This is a genomic window from Bibersteinia trehalosi, assembly GCF_004346205.1.
GTDB classification, from domain to species: domain Bacteria; phylum Pseudomonadota; class Gammaproteobacteria; order Enterobacterales; family Pasteurellaceae; genus Bibersteinia; species Bibersteinia trehalosi.
On the sequence record NZ_SMAM01000003.1, the window covers coordinates 63124 to 83391 of the forward strand.

At 39.8% G+C, this 20268-nt stretch carries 22 protein-coding genes and 1 pseudogene; 17 read left to right on the forward strand and 6 right to left on the reverse strand.

What is annotated here, in order from left to right; all coding sequences use genetic code 11:
* The first annotated feature begins 101 nt into the window (after positions 1-101).
* Entirely contained in the window at positions 102-908 is an 807-nt protein-coding gene (map, locus tag EDC51_RS03880; RefSeq protein ID WP_131928215.1) for a type I methionyl aminopeptidase, read from the forward strand.
* A gap of 71 nt (positions 909-979) precedes the next feature.
* Here the strand turns inward: map and EDC51_RS03885 are convergent, their stop codons facing one another.
* Together EDC51_RS03885 and rsmI are read right to left on the reverse strand one after the other, a co-directional pair.
* Positions 980-1465: a Dps family protein gene (locus EDC51_RS03885; protein ID WP_131928216.1), complete on the reverse strand. Its 486-nt coding sequence runs from the start codon at positions 1463-1465 to the stop codon at positions 980-982.
* A 173-nt stretch (positions 1466-1638) separates the two neighbouring features.
* Positions 1639-2490 carry a 16S rRNA (cytidine(1402)-2'-O)-methyltransferase gene (gene rsmI / locus EDC51_RS03890; RefSeq protein WP_131928217.1) on the reverse strand — a complete coding sequence of 284 codons (852 nt, stop codon included), beginning with the start codon at positions 2488-2490 and terminating at the stop codon, positions 1639-1641.
* Between the two features lie 83 nt (positions 2491-2573).
* Here rsmI and EDC51_RS03895 point away from each other — a divergent pair, with 83 nt between their 5' ends.
* The 15 genes from EDC51_RS03895 to malQ all read left to right on the forward strand — a co-directional run bounded on the left by EDC51_RS03895 (position 2574) and on the right by malQ (position 15723).
* Positions 2574-4313 carry a penicillin-binding protein activator gene (locus EDC51_RS03895; protein WP_131928218.1) on the forward strand — a complete coding sequence of 580 codons (1740 nt, stop codon included), beginning with the start codon at positions 2574-2576 and terminating at the stop codon, positions 4311-4313.
* Entirely contained in the window at positions 4313-4657 is a 345-nt protein-coding gene (locus tag EDC51_RS03900) for a YraN family protein (protein ID WP_025266828.1), read from the forward strand. Before EDC51_RS03895 ends, EDC51_RS03900 begins: the two co-directional genes overlap by 1 nt.
* A gap of 1 nt (position 4658) precedes the next feature.
* Complete coding sequence (locus EDC51_RS03905; RefSeq protein WP_015433097.1) at positions 4659-5249, forward strand: D-sedoheptulose-7-phosphate isomerase; 591 nt, start codon at positions 4659-4661, stop codon at positions 5247-5249.
* A gap of 21 nt (positions 5250-5270) precedes the next feature.
* Positions 5271-5861: a division/outer membrane stress-associated lipid-binding lipoprotein gene (dolP, locus tag EDC51_RS03910; RefSeq protein WP_015433096.1), complete on the forward strand. Its 591-nt coding sequence runs from the start codon at positions 5271-5273 to the stop codon at positions 5859-5861.
* A gap of 161 nt (positions 5862-6022) precedes the next feature.
* The gene (mlaF, locus tag EDC51_RS03915; protein ID WP_131928219.1) at positions 6023-6826 is read left to right on the forward strand and encodes a phospholipid ABC transporter ATP-binding protein MlaF; all 804 of its coding nucleotides are present in this window, start codon (positions 6023-6025) and stop codon (positions 6824-6826) included.
* Positions 6819-7595, forward strand: coding sequence for a lipid asymmetry maintenance ABC transporter permease subunit MlaE (mlaE, locus tag EDC51_RS03920; RefSeq protein WP_015433094.1), 777 nt, complete (start codon positions 6819-6821; stop codon positions 7593-7595). Before mlaF ends, mlaE begins: the two co-directional genes overlap by 8 nt.
* Before the next feature lie 16 nt (positions 7596-7611).
* Positions 7612-8118 carry an outer membrane lipid asymmetry maintenance protein MlaD gene (gene mlaD, locus EDC51_RS03925; RefSeq protein ID WP_015433093.1) on the forward strand — a complete coding sequence of 169 codons (507 nt, stop codon included), beginning with the start codon at positions 7612-7614 and terminating at the stop codon, positions 8116-8118.
* Between the two features lie 60 nt (positions 8119-8178).
* Positions 8179-8817, forward strand: a complete 639-nt coding sequence (gene mlaC, locus EDC51_RS03930) for a phospholipid-binding protein MlaC (RefSeq protein WP_015433092.1) — start codon at positions 8179-8181, stop codon at positions 8815-8817.
* Between the two features lie 6 nt (positions 8818-8823).
* Positions 8824-9168 (forward strand): STAS domain-containing protein, encoded by a 345-nt coding sequence (locus tag EDC51_RS03935; RefSeq protein WP_064318793.1) that lies wholly within the window; start codon positions 8824-8826, stop codon positions 9166-9168.
* 3 nt (positions 9169-9171) lie between these two features.
* Positions 9172-9435, forward strand: a complete 264-nt coding sequence (locus EDC51_RS03940; protein WP_015433090.1) for a BolA family protein — start codon at positions 9172-9174, stop codon at positions 9433-9435.
* A gap of 134 nt (positions 9436-9569) precedes the next feature.
* Positions 9570-10844, forward strand: a complete 1275-nt coding sequence (gene murA / locus EDC51_RS03945) for a UDP-N-acetylglucosamine 1-carboxyvinyltransferase (protein WP_025266830.1) — start codon at positions 9570-9572, stop codon at positions 10842-10844.
* A gap of 178 nt (positions 10845-11022) precedes the next feature.
* Complete coding sequence (gene ccmE / locus EDC51_RS03950; protein WP_015433088.1) at positions 11023-11547, forward strand: cytochrome c maturation protein CcmE; 525 nt, start codon at positions 11023-11025, stop codon at positions 11545-11547.
* Positions 11544-13499, forward strand: coding sequence for a heme lyase CcmF/NrfE family subunit (locus EDC51_RS03955; protein ID WP_125134533.1), 1956 nt, complete (start codon positions 11544-11546; stop codon positions 13497-13499). The genes ccmE and EDC51_RS03955 overlap by 4 nt, the downstream gene beginning before the upstream one ends.
* A 33-nt stretch (positions 13500-13532) precedes the next feature.
* Complete coding sequence (locus EDC51_RS03960) at positions 13533-13691, forward strand: DUF5363 domain-containing protein (RefSeq protein ID WP_231495142.1); 159 nt, start codon at positions 13533-13535, stop codon at positions 13689-13691.
* Positions 13692-13743: 52 nt separating this feature from the next.
* Entirely contained in the window at positions 13744-15723 is a 1980-nt protein-coding gene (malQ, locus tag EDC51_RS03965) for a 4-alpha-glucanotransferase (RefSeq protein WP_409360071.1), read from the forward strand.
* Between the two features lie 39 nt (positions 15724-15762).
* Here malQ and EDC51_RS03970 read toward each other — a convergent pair whose 3' ends face one another.
* Complete coding sequence (locus tag EDC51_RS03970) at positions 15763-16620, reverse strand: glycosyltransferase family 2 protein (RefSeq protein WP_131928221.1); 858 nt, start codon at positions 16618-16620, stop codon at positions 15763-15765.
* 11 nt (positions 16621-16631) lie between these two features.
* Positions 16632-18566: a DNA topoisomerase IV subunit B gene (gene parE, locus EDC51_RS03975; RefSeq protein WP_131928222.1), complete on the reverse strand. Its 1935-nt coding sequence runs from the start codon at positions 18564-18566 to the stop codon at positions 16632-16634.
* Between the two features lie 188 nt (positions 18567-18754).
* Here parE and EDC51_RS03980 point away from each other — a divergent pair.
* A pseudogene (locus EDC51_RS03980) lies at positions 18755-19268 on the forward strand (hypothetical protein).
* 299 nt (positions 19269-19567) lie between these two features.
* Here the strand turns inward: EDC51_RS03980 and EDC51_RS03985 are convergent.
* Together EDC51_RS03985 and EDC51_RS03990 are read right to left on the reverse strand one after the other, a co-directional pair.
* Positions 19568-19948 (reverse strand): hypothetical protein, encoded by a 381-nt coding sequence (locus tag EDC51_RS03985; RefSeq protein WP_131928223.1) that lies wholly within the window; start codon positions 19946-19948, stop codon positions 19568-19570.
* A gap of 65 nt (positions 19949-20013) precedes the next feature.
* A complete protein-coding gene (locus EDC51_RS03990; RefSeq protein ID WP_025266835.1) occupies positions 20014-20268 on the reverse strand; it encodes a hypothetical protein in 255 nt (84 codons plus the stop codon).

A 20268-nucleotide genomic window follows, 5' to 3' on the forward strand; every position in this document is an offset into this window, starting at 1 on the left:
AAAAAATTTTGTATTCAGTACCGCTTGTATGTGCAAGTCGTGAATTTTAAGGCTAAAGCGCGTATAATTCCTGAACTTTTATTGTTATTAAGAAGGTTTGTATGAAAAATATTCCAATTAGAACTGAAGCAGAAATAGAAAAATTGCGTATTGCTTGTAAGTTAGCCTCTGATGTACTGGTGATGATAGAACCTTACGTTAAAGAGGGGGTAACAACAGGCGAATTGGATCGCATTATGCATGATTATATTGTTAATCAGCAACAAGCAATTCCTGCATGTTTAAACTATCATGGCTTTCCAAAAGCAACATGTATTTCACTAAATGAAGTTGTTTGTCATGGTATCCCTAGTGATAATAAAAAACTGAAGAAAGGCGATATTCTCAATATCGACGTAACCGTTATCAAAGATGGTTACTTTGGCGATAACTCGAAAATGTATGTGATTGGTGAGCCAAGTATTAAAGATAAACGTTTATTAGAGGTAACTCTGGAAAGCTTATACATTGGTTTAAGAGTAATTAAGCCAGGCGTTCGTTTAAATCAAATAGGTAAAGCAATTCAACAATATGCCGAGCAAGAAGGCTTCTCTGTGGTTAGAGAATATTGTGGGCATGGTGTTGGTACGGAGTTCCATTGTGATCCTCAGGTATTACATTATTATGCTGATGATGGTGGTGTCGTATTACAAGAAGGTATGGTATTTACGGTTGAGCCGATGATTAATTCGGGTAAAAAAGAGATTCGCTTAATGGGTGATGGTTGGACTGTAAAAACCAAAGATCGTAGTCATTCTGCACAATATGAGCACCAAATTGTCGTGACGAAAGATGGTTGCGAAGTATTGACGATTCGTGATGAAGAGATTTCTGCAGGACGTATTCAGCGTTTGATGGTTAATGCATAATTAGGGTGTGTTTTCATATGTAAAAAAACGGTCAGCATATATGCTGACCGTTTTTTTGTTATTTTGTACGACTATGCAGAACATACTCCACAAGTTGCTGCAGCGGAGAACATCCACACTTGTTTTTCTTGCTCTTTGATGTAGTCGCTCATTTGAGATGCAGTACCTTCATCATCAAGATCGTTTGCAAGATTTAAGATTGCTCGTTGTTGTTTTAATAAGGTTTTGAAGCCTTCTAAAGTACCTGTTAAGCAATGCTGTGCAGATTGTGTACCTAAATCTTCTTTAATTAAGGAAGATTGTAAATATTGGCTGAAACCATTATCTGGCACGTGGCCTAAAGTTAAGATACGTTCTGCGATTTCATCTACTTTTACAACTAAATCATCATAGATTTCTTCGAATTTTGCGTGTAATTCAAAGAAACTTACACCTTTGATGTTCCAGTGATAGCCACGCACGTTAGTATAAAATACTTGGTAGCTTGCGAGTAGGTTATTTAATTCTTTTGCGAGTTTTTCTGATGATACTGCGTTTAAACCGATTGCATTAGTCATATTGTTTCTCCTATGTTTTGGTTGCTGATTTCTTAAACTATGAAAAGTATAGTGCAAAAAAATACAGTTGTGAAATAGAAAAAATTAATCCATTTGATAAATCAAGGCTATTGTATAAATAAAATTAATTTGCATTTCCTATCAATGCGGACGGTTATGAGAAATGATTGCATTTATACTTTAAAATGCGTTAAGCCATATTGATAGAGTTCATTTTTTTTACAGTTAAAGGTGTCGGCCACGATACTTGCTGCTTTTTTTAAGGGGAGCTCCTTATTTAGTAAGGATAATAATTTCAGCGCTTGTATTGGCAATTCATTTTGTTCACGTAGTGTTTTACCTTCAACCACTAAGACAATCTCGCCTTTAATACGATTAGAATCCTGTAGGAGCCATTCCCGTAATGTGGCAATTTCTGCACCTTGAATAGTTTCCCAAGTTTTAGTGAGTTCTCGTGCCATAACCACATAACGTGTTTGTCCGAATATCTCTTGCATGTCTGCTAGCGTATCTAAAATACGATGGGTTGATTCATAGAAGATAAGTGTTCGGCTTTCTTGAGCAAGTTCTGTTAATTTATCGCAACGCGCTTTAGTTTTAGCGGGTAAAAAGCCTTCAAAACAAAAACGATCAGAAGCGATTCCCGAACTACATAATGCAGCAATAGCTGCGCAAGCACCCACAATAGGCACTACTTGGATTCCTGCTTGACGACAGGCTCTAACAAGATGAAAACCAGGATCGCTAATTAATGGCGTGCCCGCATCGGATACTAACGCAATATTGAACCCTTGTGCTAGTTTTTCCACTAAGACTGTAGCTCGTTGTTGCTCATTGTGATCGTGTAAAGCGAAAAAAGGTTTTTTGATGCCATAATGGCTGAGCAGTAAACCGCTATGGCGAGTATCTTCAGCCGCAATAAGATCTACTTGCTCAAAAGTATTTAACGCGCGTTGAGTAATATCTTCTAAATTGCCAATTGGGGTGGCGACAATATATAAAGTACCGAATTGTCCGTTTTTCATTTGCATTTCCACTGTTTGATGAGTAACATTCCGCCTTAATATTTACTGGCAGATTACTATTTTGTTTAAAAAGAGGTAAGAAAATGTCGCACATTTTAGTACAAAGTCGTGCTTTTAGCCAAAAAATGAAAACAATTCTAGTACCATCGGCTCTTGCTGTTTTACTAGTAGCTTGTTCAGGAAATCATATTTCTGAAACCTTAAAAAATGAAGCCTATGCAAATTCTGAGTTTTACATTAATAAAGCTGATCAAAGTAATAAAATTGAAGAACAACAAACCTACCGTCTATTAGCAGTGCGTAAACTGATTGACGAAAATAAAAGTTATGAAGCTCAAAATACTTTTGCTGAGTTGAATGCTGAAAAATTAAACGAATTGCAAAAATTGGAGTACCAGCTATTAAGTGCACAGCTTGCTGCTTTGCAAGGTAATGATGCTGCTGCTATAGAGGCGTTAAAATCATTACCTCAGCATCAATTAAGCCAATCTCAATTATTGCGGGTGTATAGAACTCAAGCTAAGGTAGCAGAAAATCGAAAAGACGTGATCGAAACCGTTCGTGCGCTTGCCTTTATGGATAACTATTTAACAGATAATCAGTTACGTCAGGAAAATAACGATAAAATTTGGTCATTATTACGTAGTGCTAATCGAGGCATGATTGATAAAGCAAGAGCAGAAGCTGGAGAGTTAGGGCTAGCTGGCTGGTTGGCGTTAGTGCAAACTTATAATCGTAATATGAATAATCCTTCGGCATTACCACAGCTACTTGAAAACTGGAAAAATGAATATCCAAATCATTCTGCGAATCGTTTGATGCCGTCAGAGTTAAAAGATGTGCAAAGTTTCCAACAAACCCAATTAAATGGGGTCGCACTGTTTTTACCATTAAGTGAAGATGCTAGTACCTTAGGCCAGTTGATTAAACGTGGTTTTGATGATGCCAAGGGTGCCGATTCTATTCCAGTGAAAGTTTATGACACGGATAGTAAGCCATTAGAAGATTTGATTACGGATGCTAAAAATGATGGGGTGCAAACGATCATTGGTCCATTACTAAAATCTCGAGTTGATGAGATGGTTGCAAGCGCTCAAATTGGCAATGTAAATGTACTGGCATTAAATTCTACTCCGAATGTAAAAGCCATTTCACGGGTATGCTATTACGGCTTATCGCCAGAAGCAGAGGCAAAAGCCGCTGCTGAGCGTTTCTTCCGTGATGGTATTTCTCATGCGCTTGTCGCTACTCCACAAGGTGATTTTGGACAGCGCTCTGCCGATGCCTTTGCTCAACGCTGGCGTCAGCTGACAGGCAAAGATGCGGATATTCGCTATTATAATGAACCATTAGATAGTGTCGCATCATTACAAAATAGTGCAGTAGGTGCTGGAGCTGGATTATATGCGTTAGGTACAGCAGAGCAGGTTCTACAAATTAAACAAGAATTAGATGCTTCACAATTGGCAAATCAGTTTCCAATTTATACATCATCGCGTAGTAACTCAAGCCATAATGATCAAGATTTTCGTTTAGCAATGGAGGGGGTAAAATTTAGTGAAATTCCATTGCTAGCAGATGTAAGTTCTGATGAATATCGTAAAGCTGGGCAGTTAGCAGATAATGATTTTGCGATGATGCGCCTGTATGCTATGGGGTCTGATGCATGGTCGATTGCCAATAAATTCAATGAATTCCGTCAAATTCCTGGTTACAAAGTTTCAGGTTTAACAGGCATTCTAAGTGCAGGTAGAAATTGCAACATTGAACGAGAAATGAGCTGGTTGCAGTATCGTGCTGGTGAAGTGGTTAGCGCTAACTGATGCGTAAACAGGGAGAAGCATTTGAGCAAAGAGCCAAAGTGTTTTTACAGGCACAAGGGTTAAAATTTATCGCTCAGAATCAGACTTTTAAAGTGGGTGAGCTAGATTTGGTGATGCAAGATGGCTCTACGACTGTTTTTGTAGAGGTCCGCCAACGTAAAAGCGCTTACTTTGGTTCTGCAGTAGAAAGTATTGATTACCGTAAGCAGCAAAAATGGCTAAAGGCTGCAAATCTTTGGTTGATGCAACGTAATCAAAGCTTGGATACTGCGGATTGTCGGTTTGATGTTATTGCTTTTGAAGGGAATGCTCCTCCTGTATGGCTCAAAAATTTTTTAGGCTAATATGTTAGAAAAAGTCCAAAATTATTTTCACGAAAGTATTCAAAATCGCATTAGTGTCGCAGGAGAACTGCCTGAGCAGTTAATTAATGCGGCAGAACGGATAGTTTCTTGTTTACTACAAGGTAATAAGGTGATTGTATGTGGTGATGGGCGTTCTTATATTAACGCACAATTATTTGTTGCAAATTTACAGCACCGCTATGATATTGCTCGACCAAGCTTGGCTGCAAGTTTATTGCAATATGATAATGTCTTGGCAGCCTGCCTTGCTCAGGAGCAAAATTTAGATCAGCTTTATAAAAAACAATTTAAAGCGATTGCGAAACAAGGGGATATTCTTGTTATTTTTGCCCCCAAAGGGGAGGAAAAGATCATTCAGAATACGGTACAGAGTGCGGTAGCTGATAATATTTCTGTTTTAGCTTTTACGAGTCTGTTGAATAGTGGAATGTCAGCTTGGCTTGGTAATAATGATTTAGAAATTCGTATTCCACTAAGTAATGAAATGCGGGCAATTGAAGAGCACCATTTTTGTGTAAATTTATTAAGTGAATTAATTGATAATTTACTTTTTAACCCAACCCCCTATTAATTGGAAACTAAGGAGTTGAATATGTCTTTATGGCTAACACGTATTGTTCAGGCAAGTTTATTTGCTTTTGTTGTAACTTCTTTGCAGGGCTGTTTAACAACTGCAGTCGTTGGAGGAGCAGCAGTGGCCACGAAAGTTGCAACGGATCCTCGTAGCGCAGGCAGACAATTAGATGATGAAACCTTAGAGGAAAAAGTTGCTTACAATCTAAATAAAGATGATGAGTTAAAAGAAGATGCGCGCATTAATGTCGTTGCTTATAACGGCAAAGTATTGCTGATTGGGCAAGCCCCGAATGAATCAGCAAAAGAGCAGGCAAAAAATATTGCCGCGGGGGTTGATGGGGTTGTGATGGTGTACGATGAAATTCGTATTGGTGAGAAGATCGGCATTGTACAATCAGGACAAGATAGTTGGATTACCACCAAAATAAAATCACAACTTTTTGCGAATTCTGAAGTCAAAGCGACCGAAGTGAAGGTTATTACTGAAAACGGTGAGACTTTTCTTATGGGAAATCTCTCTTCTGCCCAAGCGAATGCTGCTGCAGAAGTGGCTCGTAACGTAAGTGGCGTGACCAAAGTAGTAAAAGTGATCACTTACACAGAATAATTTGGGGAGAATAAATTTGGGCATATTGGTTCCCAGTATGCCTTTTTATTTTGCAAAAAAATCAGGAAAACCGACCGCTTGTTGGGTTCTTCCGCAAAAAATTTGACTTTGGCTCTGCCTTGATAGATTATCGCAAGCCATTTTTTATTTAGGACAACCGAATGCGTGATAATGAAAACTTGGTTGAAGTAAAGAACCTTACCTTTAAGCGAGGTGAGCGGGTTATTTACGATAACCTAAATCTTAAGGTAAAAAAAGGGAAGATCACGGCAATTATGGGGCCTTCTGGCATAGGAAAAACAACTCTGCTGCGTTTAATTGGCGGGCAACTTATTCCTGATGCGGGAGATATTCTATTTGATGGAGAAAGTGTTGCAAAAGCTTCAAATAGTAAGTTGTATCAGTTGCGTCAGCGTATGGGGATGTTATTTCAATCAGGAGCACTGTTTACCGATCTTTCTACCTTTGATAATGTCGCTTACCCTATTCGTGAACATACTCGCTTATCTGAAAGTTTAATTCGTAAGCTGGTACTAATGAAATTAGAAGCTGTAGGCTTACGAGGTGCCGCACAACTCATGCCATCTGAGCTTTCTGGTGGAATGGCACGTCGCGCAGCATTGGCTAGAGCAATTGCACTTGATCCAGACTTGATTATGTATGATGAGCCTTTTTCTGGACAAGATCCGATTAGTATGGGGGTGATTGTCGATTTAATCAAAAAGCTTAATCAAGCATTGAATTTAACCTCAATTGTTGTTTCGCACGATGTGGATGAAGTGTTAAGTATTGCTGATTACGCTTACATTGTGGCAGATAAACGAATTATTGCGGAAGGTACTTCTGAAGCGTTACTTGCAAGTAAAGACCCTCAGGTTGTGCAATTCCTTGCTGGTAAAGCTGATGGACCAGTACAATTCCATTATCCCGCAGCCGATTATACGGAGGAGCTATTTAATGATTGAGATGATTAGTTCAGTTGGGGCTTCTGTCATTGGCTTTATTCGTGCATTTGGGCGAGCTACTTTTATGCTTTGGGGAGCGTTGGTAGGTAAGCCAGAAATACGTAAGCATACGCCATTGCTGATTAAACAACTGTATGTGCTAGGTGTGCAATCTTTACTAATCATTATGCTCTCAGGGCTATTTATTGGTATGGTACTTGGTTTGCAAGGTTATGTCGTATTAGTTGATTTTTCTGCAGAAACGAGTTTAGGACAGTTAGTTTCACTCTCCTTATTGAGGGAATTAGGGCCTGTAGTGACGGCACTCCTTTTTGCTGGGAGAGCGGGTTCTGCTTTAACCGCAGAAATTGGTTTAATGAAAGCAACAGAACAGCTTTCTAGCCTTGAGATGATGGCAGTTGATCCATTAAGACGCGTTATTGCTCCTCGTTTTTGGGCAGGAATTATTGCGATGCCAGTTTTAGCAGCGATTTTTACTGCAATAGGTATCTGGGGGGGCTCATTAGTTGGGGTAGATTGGAAAGGTGTGGATTCTGGCAGTTTTTGGTCTGTAATGCAAAATACCGTTGGAGTAAGCGATCTGATTAATGGCTTTATCAAAAGTGTGGTTTTTGCTCTTGCTGTCGTTTGGATTGCACTTTTTAATGGCTATGATGCAATGCCAACGTCAGAAGGAATTAGCCAAGCGACAACACGAACCGTTGTGCACGCTTCATTGATAGTATTAGGCTTAGATTTTATTTTAACTGCAATTATGTTTGGTGGTTAATTAACAAGGAAAAATTATGCGTCAATCATTAAAATTTGAATTTTGGGTCGGTTTATTCGTTCTATTGGGTTTAGGAGCATTAATCTTCCTCGGATTACGGGTAGCAAATGTACAAGGCTTTTCGGCAGAAAAAACTTACCCCTTGTACGCAACTTTCGATAACATTGGCGGACTAAAAGTCCGTGCGCCGATTAAGGTTGGCGGTGTGGTTGTTGGGCGTGTTGCAGATATTCAATTAGATGCACAAACTTATACCCCAAAAGTGACATTAGCTGTAAACGAAGAATTTAATCAAATTCCGGATACTAGTTCACTTTCAATTAAAACCGCAGGCTTATTAGGTGAACAATATATTGCATTAAATGTTGGCTTTACCATTGAAGGCGAAACAGAAATGCTTAAAGCTGGAGATACTTTTGCAGACACTAATTCCGCAATGGTACTCGAGGATTTAATCGGGCAGTTCTTATATGGTGATAAGAAAACCGAAAATAGTGAAACCGCTGAACCAAAAGCGGAATAATTTTTACGCTAGGATTATCCTAGTGCTTTTAACAGACATTGAGTCGAATGGAGTTTTAATATGTTGAAAACCCTTAAAAAAATCTTAGTTGCAGGTGCTGTGGTAGTATCTACCTTAATTTCTAACATGGCATTAGCATCAAGTAGCCCTTATGTATTAATGCAGCAAACCGCAGATAAATTATTTGGTGACATTAAAGCTAACCAAAGTAAAATTAAAGCGAACCCAGATTATTTACGTACGATTGTGCGCAATGATTTGATGCCCCATGTACACGTGAAATACGCAGGGCAATTAGTCTTAGGTAAAAATTTAGCATCGGCAAGTGATGCGCAAAAAGAAGCATTTTTTGGGGCTTTTGGTCAATTTATTGAGCAATCTTATGCGCAGGTTTTAACGCAATATACCGATCAAAAAGTGCAGATTGAAAATGAAAAACCAGTAGGTGATAAATCTATTGTGAGCATTCGTGTTAATGTATTGCAAAATGGTAATGCTCAGCCAATTAAACTAGACTTCAAATGGCGTAAGAATAGTAAAACTGGTCAATGGCAAGCGTATGATATGGCAGCAGAAGGCGTAAGTATGGTTGCGACCAAACAAAATGAGTGGAGTGGTGTCTTGCGCCAAAAAGGGATTGATGCTTTAACGGCTCAAGTGGCACAATCTGCAAAACAACCAATCACTTTAGGCAAATAATTCTTTATGCAGACAAAAAATCCATTACAATGGGGCGTTCAGCAAAATAATGAAAGCCTGATGGTTCAATTGTCTGGCGAGCTTAATCGGGACACGTTGCTTCCATTATGGAAGCAACGTGCTTCTTTTTTATCGCCAAAAGCAAACCAACATCTCTATTGGGATCTCAAAGGTTTGACTTCAATTGATTCTGCAGGCTTTGCTTTGCTCGCTGAATTGCTTAACCATTATCACAAATCTACCCCGTGCAGTTTGATTAATGCGCCAGAAAGCTTGATCAAATTGGCGGAATTATTTGATTTATCCGAATGGTTTGCTTCTTTCTTACATTCACCTAGTGGGTATAAATAAATTATGGAACCGAAACAAATCGAAGAAATTTTAGTTGCTGCATTAGATGCTGATGAAATTCATGTGCAAGGCGAAGGTTCGCATTTTGGCGTGATTGTTGTTAGCGATAGTATTGCTGCACTTTCCCCTGTCAAACGCCAACAAGTTGTTTACGCGCCTTTAACCGAGCGTGATCTTTTTGCAACAGGTGCTATTCACGCGCTGACTATTAAAGTGTTCAGTAAAGAAAAATGGAAGAATGAACGCTTATTAAATATGGTTGGCTAATTACAAGCGGTATATTTTGTAGAATTTTTTGCAAAATACGTACGTTTATATTGGCTTGACCCCTTACTTGTCGTGCGAGTATAGCGAGTATGCACCGCTTGTTTTATATCATAAAATGAAAGGAACTTTATAAAATGGAAAAATTCCGTGTTCACGGCCCCTTTACCTTAAGTGGTACAGTTGATATTTCTGGCGCAAAAAATGCTGCGTTACCTATTTTATTTGCAGCAATTCTTGCCGAAGAGCCTGTTGTTTTAACTAATGTGCCAAAATTGAAAGATGTTGAGACAACATTCAAAATTTTACGCCAATTAGGGGTTGTTGTTGAGCGAGCAGAAGATGGCGCTGTGCATATTAATGCAAAAAATATCAATAACTACACCGCGCCTTATGAGTTGGTAAAAACGATGCGAGCTTCCATTTGGGCACTAGCACCGTTAGTTGCTCGTTTCCATCAAGGGCAGGTTTCACTACCTGGTGGTTGCACTATTGGTGCAAGACCTGTAGATATGCATATTTCGGGGCTTGAAAAAATGGGCGCAACGATCACGTTGGATGAAGGCTATGTAAAAGCAGAAGTGAATGGCCGCTTAGCTGGCGCAAGAGTTTTGATGGATAAAGTGAGTGTTGGTGCAACTTTATCTGTGATGATGGCAGGAACGTTAGCTAAAGGCACGACAGTGATCGAAAATGCTGCGCGTGAACCAGAAGTAGTGGATACTGCGGATTTCCTAAATAAAATGGGCGCTAAAATTAGTGGGGCTGGTACGGATACTATTACCGTGGAAGGCGTTGAGCGTCTAAGTGGTGGCGAACACCGTATTGTTGCAGACCGCATTGAAACCGGTACATTTTTAATTGCTGCGGCAGTCTCAGGTGGTCGTATTACTTGCCGAGGAACTAAAGCCGACACTTTGGATGCAGTCATTGAAAAATTACGTGAAGCGGGTATGCAGGTAGATGTTACGGAAGATAGTATTACACTAGATTCGCTTGGACAGCGTCCAAAAGCAGTAAATATTCGTACAATGCCACACCCTGGTTTTCCAACTGATATGCAGGCACAATTTACTCTATTAAACGTGGTTGCAAATGGTACGAGTAAAATTACCGAAACGATTTTTGAAAATCGTTTTATGCACATTCCAGAGTTAATTCGTATGGGAGCTAAAGCGGAAATTGAAGGCAATACTGCGATTGTACATGGTGTTGAGATGCTCTCTAGTGCCGAGGTGATGGCAACCGATTTACGAGCTTCAATTAGCCTTGTTTTAGCCGGCTGTATCGCAAATGGTGAAACAGTGGTTGATCGTATTTACCATATTGACCGTGGTTATGAAAATATTGAAGCGAAATTACAAGGATTAGGCGCAAGAATTGAACGTTTTTCTGCACCTAGTGAAGAATAATTTTAATCAAAAAAAACAAGGCATTGAAAATCACTTTCAATGCCTTTTATTTTGTAAAAAATGGTTTAATTTCAACCGCTTGTTTTTGATCAAACTAACTAAAATAATCGACACAGATTATCTGATTTTTTGATAGCATAGTAAGTGTTAATTTTTTGTTTTTTTAGAGTGAGTGATTATGAATCCAAGACGTAAATCTCGATTAAAAGTCGTTCTGAGTGTGTTGGCAGGCGTTGCTGTTGCTGCGAGCTTAACCTTGTATGCATTAAGCCAAAATATTGACCTATTCTATACCCCTTCTGAAATTGTGTATGGGAAAAATGATGATCCCAATACGAAGCCAGAAGTTGGGCAACGAATCCGAGTGGGGGGAATGGTTGTTGATGGTTCAGTTAAACGTGATGATAAAACCTTAAAAGTTGAATTTGGTTTGAATGATATTGGGCCTGCGATTCAAGTGGAATATGAAGGCATTTTGCCCGATCTATTCCGTGAAGGGCAAGGTATTGTGGCACAAGGTGTGCTGATTGAGCCTACTAAACTGCGTGCGACTGAGGTATTGGCAAAACACGATGAAAACTATATGCCGCCAGAATTAGATGATCAGATGAAAAAAGCTCATCAGCCAATGGGTATTTCAGCTAATGATTTAAAGGGGGAGTCTGAGCGCGATCGTCGTGAATTAACAGGGGAAAATCAATGATTGCTGAATTAGGCAACTATACCCTTTCCTTGAGTTTAGCACTGTCAGTTATACTGGCAGTGTTGCCACTTTGGGGAGCGGAAAAAAATAACCATACTTTAATCGCACTTGCTCGACCAATGACATGGGCAGTATTCTTAGCTCTGACAGTCTCTTTTGGCTCTTTATTTTATCTTTTTGCTGTAAATGATTTTACGGTGCAATATGTGGTAAACAACTCAAATAGCACCTTGCCGATTGAATATCGTCTATCTGCTGTTTGGGGGAGCCACGAAGGTTCTCTTCTTTTATGGATTTGGCTACTCTCGCTTTGGAGTGTTGCAGTAGCAAGCTTTAGCCGACAAATGCCAGAAGAGTCGGTTGCTCGTGTATTAGCCGTAATGGGCTTAGTGAGTATAGGTTTTCTTATTTTTATTATTTTTACCTCTAATCCATTCGACCGTACTTTCCCAAATTTCCCTGTCGATGGACGTGAACTCAACCCAATGTTGCAAGATGTGGGCTTAATTTTCCACCCGCCATTGTTGTATATGGGCTATGTTGGCTTTTCAGTCGCCTTTGCTTTTGCCATTGCTTCATTGATGACTGGCCGACTTGATACCGCTTGGGCAAGATGGTCTCGCCCTTGGACAATGGCAGCATGGGTATTCTTAACTCTCGGTATCGTACTTGGTTCTTGGTGGGCATACTATGAGCTTGGCTGGGGAGGCTGGTGGTTCTGGGACCCAGTAGAAAACGCATCACTAATGCCGTGGATTGCAGGTACTGCCTTAATTCACTCATTAGCAGTAACCGAAAAACGCAGTACATTTAAGGCGTGGACAGTGTTACTAGCAATCCTTGCTTTCTCACTCTGCCTACTGGGTACATTCTTAGTACGTTCAGGGATTTTAGTTTCTGTACATGCCTTTGCCTCTGATCCAACACGAGGCTTGTATATTTTGGCTTACTTAGTGATTGTGATTGGTGGCTCACTCTTACTTTATGCTTATCAAGGCAACAAAATTAAGAGTTTGGATAACTCAGAACGCTATTCTCGTGAAAGCCTACTATTGTTGAATAACATTTTGTTGATGGCGTTTTTGTCAGTGGTATTCTTAGGCACAATTTTACCGCTTATTCATAAACAGATTGGGCTGGGCACAATTTCGATTGGTGCACCATTTTTCGACCAAATGTTTATGATTTTAATGGTGCCTTTTGCCTTTTTGTTAGGCATTGGGCCGCTGGTAAAATGGCGACGCGATCAGTTCTCGGCAATTCGTAAGCCTGTAATTATTTCAACTCTGCTAATGGCAGTATTAGGTTTTGCTCTGCCATATTTATTTGCCAGCAAAATCACCGTAAGTGTTGTGCTTGGCACAATGATGGCGGTGATTATCATCGCATTATCGCTATACGAGCTACACCAACGTGCAACCCACCGACACAGTTTTGTGCAAGGTTTATTTAAACTCTCTCGTAGCCACTGGGGTATGGTGCTTGCTCACTTAGGTGTCGCAATGACGGTATTCGGCATCGCATTCAGCCAAAACTTCAGTATTGAAAAAGATGTGCGAATGAATGTGGGCGACAAAACCCAAATTTTAGATTACGAATTTACTTTCAAAGGTATTCGTGACAGCAATGGGGCAAACTATATCGGTGGTACTGCGGATATTGAAATCACTCGTAATGGAAAATACGAAGCAACTCTTGAAGCGGAAAAACGTTTCTATAACGTAAGTAAAATGGGAATGACCGAAGCCGCTATTGATTGGGGCTTTACTCGTGATTTATATGCCGCATTGGGTGAGCGTTTGGAAGATGGCTCTTGGGGCGTACGCCTTTACTATAAACCGTTTATCCGTTGGATCTGGTTCGGTGGCATATTTATGGCACTCGGTGGATTGCTCTGTATGTTAGATAGACGTTATCGTTTAAAGGTTGCAACTAAGTCACAATTAGCATAATCTATGTACTGCTTTGCTAAATTTGGAGTGATTATGAGCGAATCCAAAGGTTTTTTCCGTAAATTAATGGATAAATACAACGAACTCTGTAAAGATTTAGGCGTAGATGGCGGCGCTTGCCGTGGCTGTGTGCCTATAGTGAAGTTTGATCCAGAAACTGAGGAAAAACCCAAACAAGAGCAAACTAAATAATTATAACTTTAGCGTTCACAGGGCGATTATCGCCCTGTTTTATTTTTTATTCATGATAAAAATAACAATGGAAACACAAGATTACTTTTTTGATGGTTTTAATAGTGCTTTTGCGACTCACCAAGCCGTGGCTCAATTATTAGGGCAAGCCCAAGTACAAGCATTACTTCCCCCAGTACAGGTTGTGGAGCAAGGACAAGCGGTTGAAATTCCGCTAAATTTTACAAATTTTTCAGAATGGCAATTACAACTGGAAACCGGCGAGGTATTTACGGGGATTCCTGAAAATGGGCGGATTGTGCTGCCATCAGATCTGCCATTGGGCTACCATGAGGTGACATTGGCTGATGCACAATGTCGCTTAATTATTACACCGAAAACAGCTTATCAACCGAAAGAAATTTTGGCTAAAAAGAAACTTTGGGGAGCAATTTTACAGCTTTATACCCTCCGTTCTGAACAAAATTGGGGAATTGGAGACTTTGGCGATTTAACCCAATTTCTCACTTATTTAGCACGGCAAGGTGGTGATTTTGTGGGGTTAAATCCAATTCACTCTTTATTTCCTGCTAATCCAGAAGCTGCAAGCCCTTATAGTCCCTCATCACGCTTATGGCAGAATATACTCTATATTGATGTAACCGCCATACCTGCTTTCCAAAATAGCCTCCAAGCTCAAGAGTGGTTTCAGCAGCCAGAAACACAGCAGAAATTAAATGCTGCGCGAACTTGTGATTATATTTCGTACTCCTTAGTTACTCAGCTAAAATTGCAAGGCTTAGCCCTTGCTTATGAACAGTTTAAACAAGAAGATCAAACTGATTTCGAACAATTTATTGTAGAGAAAGGCGAACAGTTAAAAATACAAGGCACTTTTGATGCGTTACATCAATGGCTATCCGAGCAATATCCTGCTCAATGGGGGTGGAGTAATTGGGCAAGCGAATGGCAAGATTATACTTCACCACAAGTTGCAGATTTTCAGCAACAACAACCTGAGCGTATTCGCTTTTATATGTGGCTACAATTTATTGCTAGCCAACAACTCAAAGCTTGTTATGAGTTAGCCAAACAGCTCAATATGCCAATTGGGTTTTACCGCGATTTAGCGGTTGGCGTGGCAAACAATGGTGCGGAAACTTGGTCGGATAAATCCCTTTATGTGCTGGGAGCAAGTATTGGGGCACCACCAGATATGCTTGCGCCCCAAGGGCAGAATTGGGGGCTATCGCCCATGCATCCAAGCGTATTGCAAGCACGAGCCTATCAACCCTTTATCGATCTATTACGTGCAAATATGCAAGATTGTGGAGCATTACGCATAGACCATATTCTAGGCTTAATGCGTTTATGGTGGGTACTACAAGGTGGCAGTGCAGTAGAAGGGGTTTATATTCGTTATCCTTTTGAGGATTTGCTTGGTATTTTGGCTTTAGAGAGCCAACGCCACCGGTGCTTGATTATTGCAGAAGCATTGGGGACTGTGCCAGAGGGTATCTTAGAGGCATTAGAGCAAAAAGGCATTCTCGCTTATAACGTATTCTATTTTGAATTTGAAGATGGTAAGAGCAAACCGCTTTCGCATTATCCATATCAAGCAATGACCACACTCAGTACTCACGATCTGCCAACGATTAACGGTTATTGGCAGGAGTATGATATTGCGCTTGGTCAGCATTATGATATTTATCCAAGCCAAGTGATTTTAGACTTTGTGCAAGAGAATCGCTCTTTGAGTAAAAAAGCATTTTGTGAAGTATTAGCTAAAGTAGGGATTATGGCAAGCAATGATAAAATGCCTATAAGTTCTGCTTTCAATCATCAACTGCAAAGCTATGTTGCACATACTAATTCGGCACTCTATGCAACTCAGCCCGAAGATTGGCTGAATATGTTAGAACCCGTGAATATTCCGGGAACAAGTTCTGAGCATCCAAATTGGCGGAGAAAATTATCAAAGTCTATTACAGCAATTTTCTCTGATGAGTCAATATTAGCATTGTTAAACTCAATTCAGCAGAATCGCACTTAAAACTATCCCCTAGATAGCTGAGCTATTTAGGGGATTATTTTAAATAGGCGGTAAGATGTGAGCACAGTTGTTAATTTGGCAGACAATTTGACAAAAAATATGTTCTATTTCTTGTTCGGTTAATTCAATCTTATGTTCTGCAAAAATAGCTTGCAGGCTTGAACACATTCTTATCGAGGCTGCACTCGGAATAAATTGATAATTAAGACTAAATTTTTCAGTACAGATACCTTTTGCATTCAGTTTATTTAGTTGCTGAAATACATAGCGATCATTACCAAAGCCTATTTGGTTCCAAGCTTGTGCTAAATTTTGAGCCAGCGCTCTCTTAAAAGTATAACAACTGACATCAATGAATTTTTCGCTACCTAACTCAAAGCGAATATTCTCTAAGAGAATCCCTTGATGGCGAATATTGACCGTATAGGTATTAGGATGGCTTTTTATATAATGCCCGAGACTCTCGATTTTATCTTGACATAAAAAATTGCCCTTGCGATCAATTAGGTTGCGAAATGTATAAACGTAATCAGGATCTTCTTTGACATAAACGTCAAAAACATTTTGAATATGATCAGGCTGATAGAAATTATCATCATCTAAATAACAGATAATATCTTCTTGTACTAAAAAAGGTGCTATTGCATTAATGCGGCTATTATACCAGCCATCTTTCCCTGTATTCATCGGCAAATAAATGGTGGTAACGGCAGGATACTGGCTGAGTATTGCACGAGCATTATCAAAGAATTGCTCGCCATCAACAAACACATAATGTTTAGCTGGATAAGTTTGGTTTGCAACGCTTTGAATAGCTCGGTGCAATTCGATTCTACCAATAGTTGCGGTAATTACCGCAAAGGTTAAACGACTTTTATTTGTAGCTCTCTCTTTCATTATGCTCCGCGTTATACTTCTAATTCGGCTTCATTCCCCCGTTCTTCTAGCCAATTACGACGATCTTCTGCACGTTTTTTAGAGAGCAGCATGTCCATTAATTCCATGGTCGATTGCATCTCTTCAGTTTCGGCATCATCTAACGTAAGCTGAACTAAACGGCGTTTGCTCGGCTCCATTGTCGTTTCACGCAGTTCTTCATAATCCATTTCTCCCAACCCTTTAAAACGTTGTACTTTTGGGGTACCACGCTTTTTCTTCGCCAGTTGAGCGAGAATTGCGTCTTTTTCTGATTCATCTAGGGCATAATGCACCTCATCTTTACCGATCTCAATACTATAGAGCGGTGGCATTGCCACAAAAACGTGCCCTTCTTCCACCAATTTACGGAAATGGCGTAAGAATAACGCACAAAGCAGGGTAGCGATGTGTAAACCGTCTGAATCTGCATCGGCAAGAATACAAACTTTGCCATAACGCAGTTGGCTTAAATCATCGCTATCTGGGTCGATACCTAAGGCCACCGCAATGTCGTGAATTTCTTGCGAGCCAAGCACGGTATTCGATGAATCTTCCCAAGTATTCTTAATTTTGCCACGCAGTGGCAAAATCGCTTGGAAATCTTTATCACGAGCTTGTTTGGCTGAACCACCTGCGGAATCCCCTTCCACCAAAAATAGCTCGGTACGGCTTAAATCTTGCGAAGCACAGTCGGTTAATTTACCTGGTAGGGCAGGGCCGCTAGTGATTTTTTTACGAATCACTTTTTTCTCAGCATTAAAACGATTTTGAGCTGATTCCACCGCCATTTCTGCGAGTTGTTTTGCGGTTTCTACATTTTGTTCCAACCAAATCGCAAAGGCATCTTTTGCAATATTTTCCATATAAGTTGCCGCTTGACGGGAAGAAAGTCGCTCCTTAGTTTGCCCTGCAAATTGTGGTTCTTGCATTTTGAGTGACAGCACATAGCTACAGCGTTTCCACACATCGTCCGCATTCAGTTCCACACCCTTTGGCATCTTGATATTGCGTTCGCAGTAGGCTTTCATTGCTTCAAATAAGCCTTTGCGGAAACCGTTTACATGTGTGCCAGCAAGTGAGGTAGGAATCAAGTTTACATAGCTCTCGGCAAGTAATTCTTCTTTCGGCTGCCAGAAAATCCCCCAACTTGCCGCCCAATTAATGCCATCAATTTCACTCTGAATATCGTAAATAAAAGGCGGATTGGGTAAAAAATCTTCTTCACCTAGTTGCTTTTCAGCAATCACATCATTGAGATAATCGGCTAGCCCATCTTCATAGCACCAAGTCTGCTCAGTTTTGTTGATATGGTTGGTAAAGTTGATAGCGAGTTTCGGGCAAAGTACCGCTTTCGCTTTGAGCAAGCGTTGCAAACGGCTAACGGAAAATTTTTTCTCATCAAAATAATCCATATTCGGGTGGAAACGAATTGCCGTCCCTGTTTGGCGTTTCGGGCAAGTGCCGATCACTTTCAAATCTTCCACTTTCACACCGTTTTCAAAAGCGATGGTATAAATTTCGCCATTGCGTTTGATCTCAATGTCAATCCGTTTAGAAAGGGCATTGACCACAGAGATCCCCACACCATGCAGACCGCCCGAGAAGGTATAGTTCTTATTCGAGAACTTACCGCCCGCATGCAGTTTGGTCATAATCAACTCTACGCCCGACATTTTTTCGGTGGAATGAATATCCACTGGCATACCACGCCCGTTATCAATCACTTCAAGGGAATTATCGGTGTGCAAAATCACATCAATTTGGCTCGCATAGCCAGACAACGCTTCGTCCACACTGTTATCGATCACTTCCTGCCCTAAATGGTTCGGGCGAGTGGTGTCGGTGTACATACCAGGGCGGAGTTGGACGGGTTCGAGATCTTTTAAAACAGTAATTTCATCTGCACCATAGCGTTTTTGTGTCATATCGGCTCTTTTGATTGATGTGAAAATAAAGGGCGGATTTTACCTTAAATTGGCGGATTTGCCCAATTTTGCTGTGAGTCAGGAGCAAAGAAAATTTTTGTGAACCTGATCCAGAAATGAGAAAAATAAACTTGTACCATTCAGTTTTCTGATTAAAACTACATTGTTTTTTTATACAGGGGATTGCTATGAATGAAGTAAAATTGTTTGAAAATGCCCAAATTCGCTCAGTATGGAATAGTGAAAAAGAAGAGTGGTTTTTTTCGGTAGTGGATATTATTTTGGCGTTAACAGAAAGCAATAATCCACGCCGTTATTGGAGCGATTTAAAGCGTAAAATTAAAGATGAAGAGGGGGGAATTGAACTGTACGAAAAAATCGTACAACTGAAATTTAAATCCTCCGATGGCAAAATGTATATAAGGATTTCAAAGGGCTAAAAAAGGAAAATCTCAGAGATAATATGTCCATCACCGAATTAGTATTGAATATGTTTGCCGAAACTGCTACCAAAGATATAACTCAAATCAGTAACCCACAAGGCTTAGATGAAAACCGCAAGGTTGCCAACGAGGGGGCAATGTGGCAAAAGTTGCCCGAGAAAGTTTGGAACAAGAAACAGGCAAGCCAGTGATGACTCGTCAAACCGCCATTGATTTTGCCGAATTGATTGGCAATATTGCAAAAATCTCGAAGAAATAGACTGCTTGTAAGGCAGCAACATTGTAACTTCAGCTTAAAGTTGATAGCCCCTGATAGGACAGTGGTTATATGTTTACTTATATTCTCCGCAAATCTTTTCTGCCAAATTTCCCTCTCCCCTCTTTACTAAAGAAGGGATTTGATCTCCACAGAAATATAGTTCATCTTTCTTCTTTCCTTTTTTAAAGAACCAAGATGAATTTACATTTGCTCTGAATGATCGCCCCTCTTTAGTAAAGAGGGGAGGGGGAGATTTGGCAGAAGTGATTAACGAAATGAGAGATTGAACAATGTGCCATTCAAATGCAATACACTTGTTTTGAATTTTTCGGTTTTGGTTGATAGCATTCCCCAGTAAAACTTTTTGGCAAGCCTTTTAACCGTTTAATTTGCCTTGCTTCTTTTCCATTGATATACACATCAGTTTGATAGCCGTTTCCGCCCGTTGTCATTGCTAAATTGATATTGATGAAACTCACTACAACGCCATTTGCAAAAGTATGGCTCTGTTCTTGCATTCCGTTTGAGCAGTTTTTGACTTTGCTTTTAGTTAGCTTACCGTTTTTAAGATAGTAACCTGTGGAATAGCGTTGTCCTTGCCCGTAATCTTCATCGCAGGCGAGGGCTGAAAGAGGAAAAATAAGAGAGATTAAGAGGAAGACTAATTTGAAATTACGCATAGTTGAAAAAGTGAATAGTAAAAATAAAGCAACCTAAATTTAAGTTGCTTTATATTAAAAATCAACTAGTAAGATACTTTAATTTCAATGTCTGAATATAAATTGGGAATTATATTATTCAGCTCGACTTGAATATTTTCTTTTAAAGTATCTAAATTGCGTTCAGATGTTTTTCGAGAAAAAATCAGAATATATTGGTCTTCATTGGATACTTTTTTATATTCTTTATCTAAGAATAAGTAACCTATCTCTTCAAGTTTACTGATAATTTCTAAATGTTTTTCTGGTTGGTTACTAATGATATGAATATCAGTGTTCAT

Coding starts and splice junctions, on each gene's coding strand:
- map (WP_131928215.1), top strand. CDS start 102: ATGAAAAATATTCCAATTAGAACTGAAGCAGAAATAGAAAAATTGCGT.
- EDC51_RS03885 (WP_131928216.1), bottom strand. CDS start 1,465: ATGACTAATGCAATCGGTTTAAACGCAGTATCATCAGAAAAACTCGCA.
- rsmI (WP_131928217.1), bottom strand. CDS start 2,490: ATGAAAAACGGACAATTCGGTACTTTATATATTGTCGCCACCCCAATT.
- EDC51_RS03895 (WP_131928218.1), top strand. CDS start 2,574: ATGTCGCACATTTTAGTACAAAGTCGTGCTTTTAGCCAAAAAATGAAA.
- EDC51_RS03900 (WP_025266828.1), top strand. CDS start 4,313: ATGCGTAAACAGGGAGAAGCATTTGAGCAAAGAGCCAAAGTGTTTTTA.
- EDC51_RS03905 (WP_015433097.1), top strand. CDS start 4,659: ATGTTAGAAAAAGTCCAAAATTATTTTCACGAAAGTATTCAAAATCGC.
- dolP (WP_015433096.1), top strand. CDS start 5,271: ATGTCTTTATGGCTAACACGTATTGTTCAGGCAAGTTTATTTGCTTTT.
- mlaF (WP_131928219.1), top strand. CDS start 6,023: ATGCGTGATAATGAAAACTTGGTTGAAGTAAAGAACCTTACCTTTAAG.
- mlaE (WP_015433094.1), top strand. CDS start 6,819: ATGATTGAGATGATTAGTTCAGTTGGGGCTTCTGTCATTGGCTTTATT.
- mlaD (WP_015433093.1), top strand. CDS start 7,612: ATGCGTCAATCATTAAAATTTGAATTTTGGGTCGGTTTATTCGTTCTA.
- mlaC (WP_015433092.1), top strand. CDS start 8,179: ATGTTGAAAACCCTTAAAAAAATCTTAGTTGCAGGTGCTGTGGTAGTA.
- EDC51_RS03935 (WP_064318793.1), top strand. CDS start 8,824: ATGCAGACAAAAAATCCATTACAATGGGGCGTTCAGCAAAATAATGAA.
- EDC51_RS03940 (WP_015433090.1), top strand. CDS start 9,172: ATGGAACCGAAACAAATCGAAGAAATTTTAGTTGCTGCATTAGATGCT.
- murA (WP_025266830.1), top strand. CDS start 9,570: ATGGAAAAATTCCGTGTTCACGGCCCCTTTACCTTAAGTGGTACAGTT.
- ccmE (WP_015433088.1), top strand. CDS start 11,023: ATGAATCCAAGACGTAAATCTCGATTAAAAGTCGTTCTGAGTGTGTTG.
- EDC51_RS03955 (WP_125134533.1), top strand. CDS start 11,544: ATGATTGCTGAATTAGGCAACTATACCCTTTCCTTGAGTTTAGCACTG.
- EDC51_RS03960 (WP_231495142.1), top strand. CDS start 13,533: ATGAGCGAATCCAAAGGTTTTTTCCGTAAATTAATGGATAAATACAAC.
- malQ (WP_409360071.1), top strand. CDS start 13,744: ATGATAAAAATAACAATGGAAACACAAGATTACTTTTTTGATGGTTTT.
- EDC51_RS03970 (WP_131928221.1), bottom strand. CDS start 16,620: ATGAAAGAGAGAGCTACAAATAAAAGTCGTTTAACCTTTGCGGTAATT.
- parE (WP_131928222.1), bottom strand. CDS start 18,566: ATGACACAAAAACGCTATGGTGCAGATGAAATTACTGTTTTAAAAGAT.
- EDC51_RS03985 (WP_131928223.1), bottom strand. CDS start 19,948: ATGCGTAATTTCAAATTAGTCTTCCTCTTAATCTCTCTTATTTTTCCT.
- EDC51_RS03990 (WP_025266835.1), bottom strand. CDS start 20,268: ATGAACACTGATATTCATATCATTAGTAACCAACCAGAAAAACATTTA.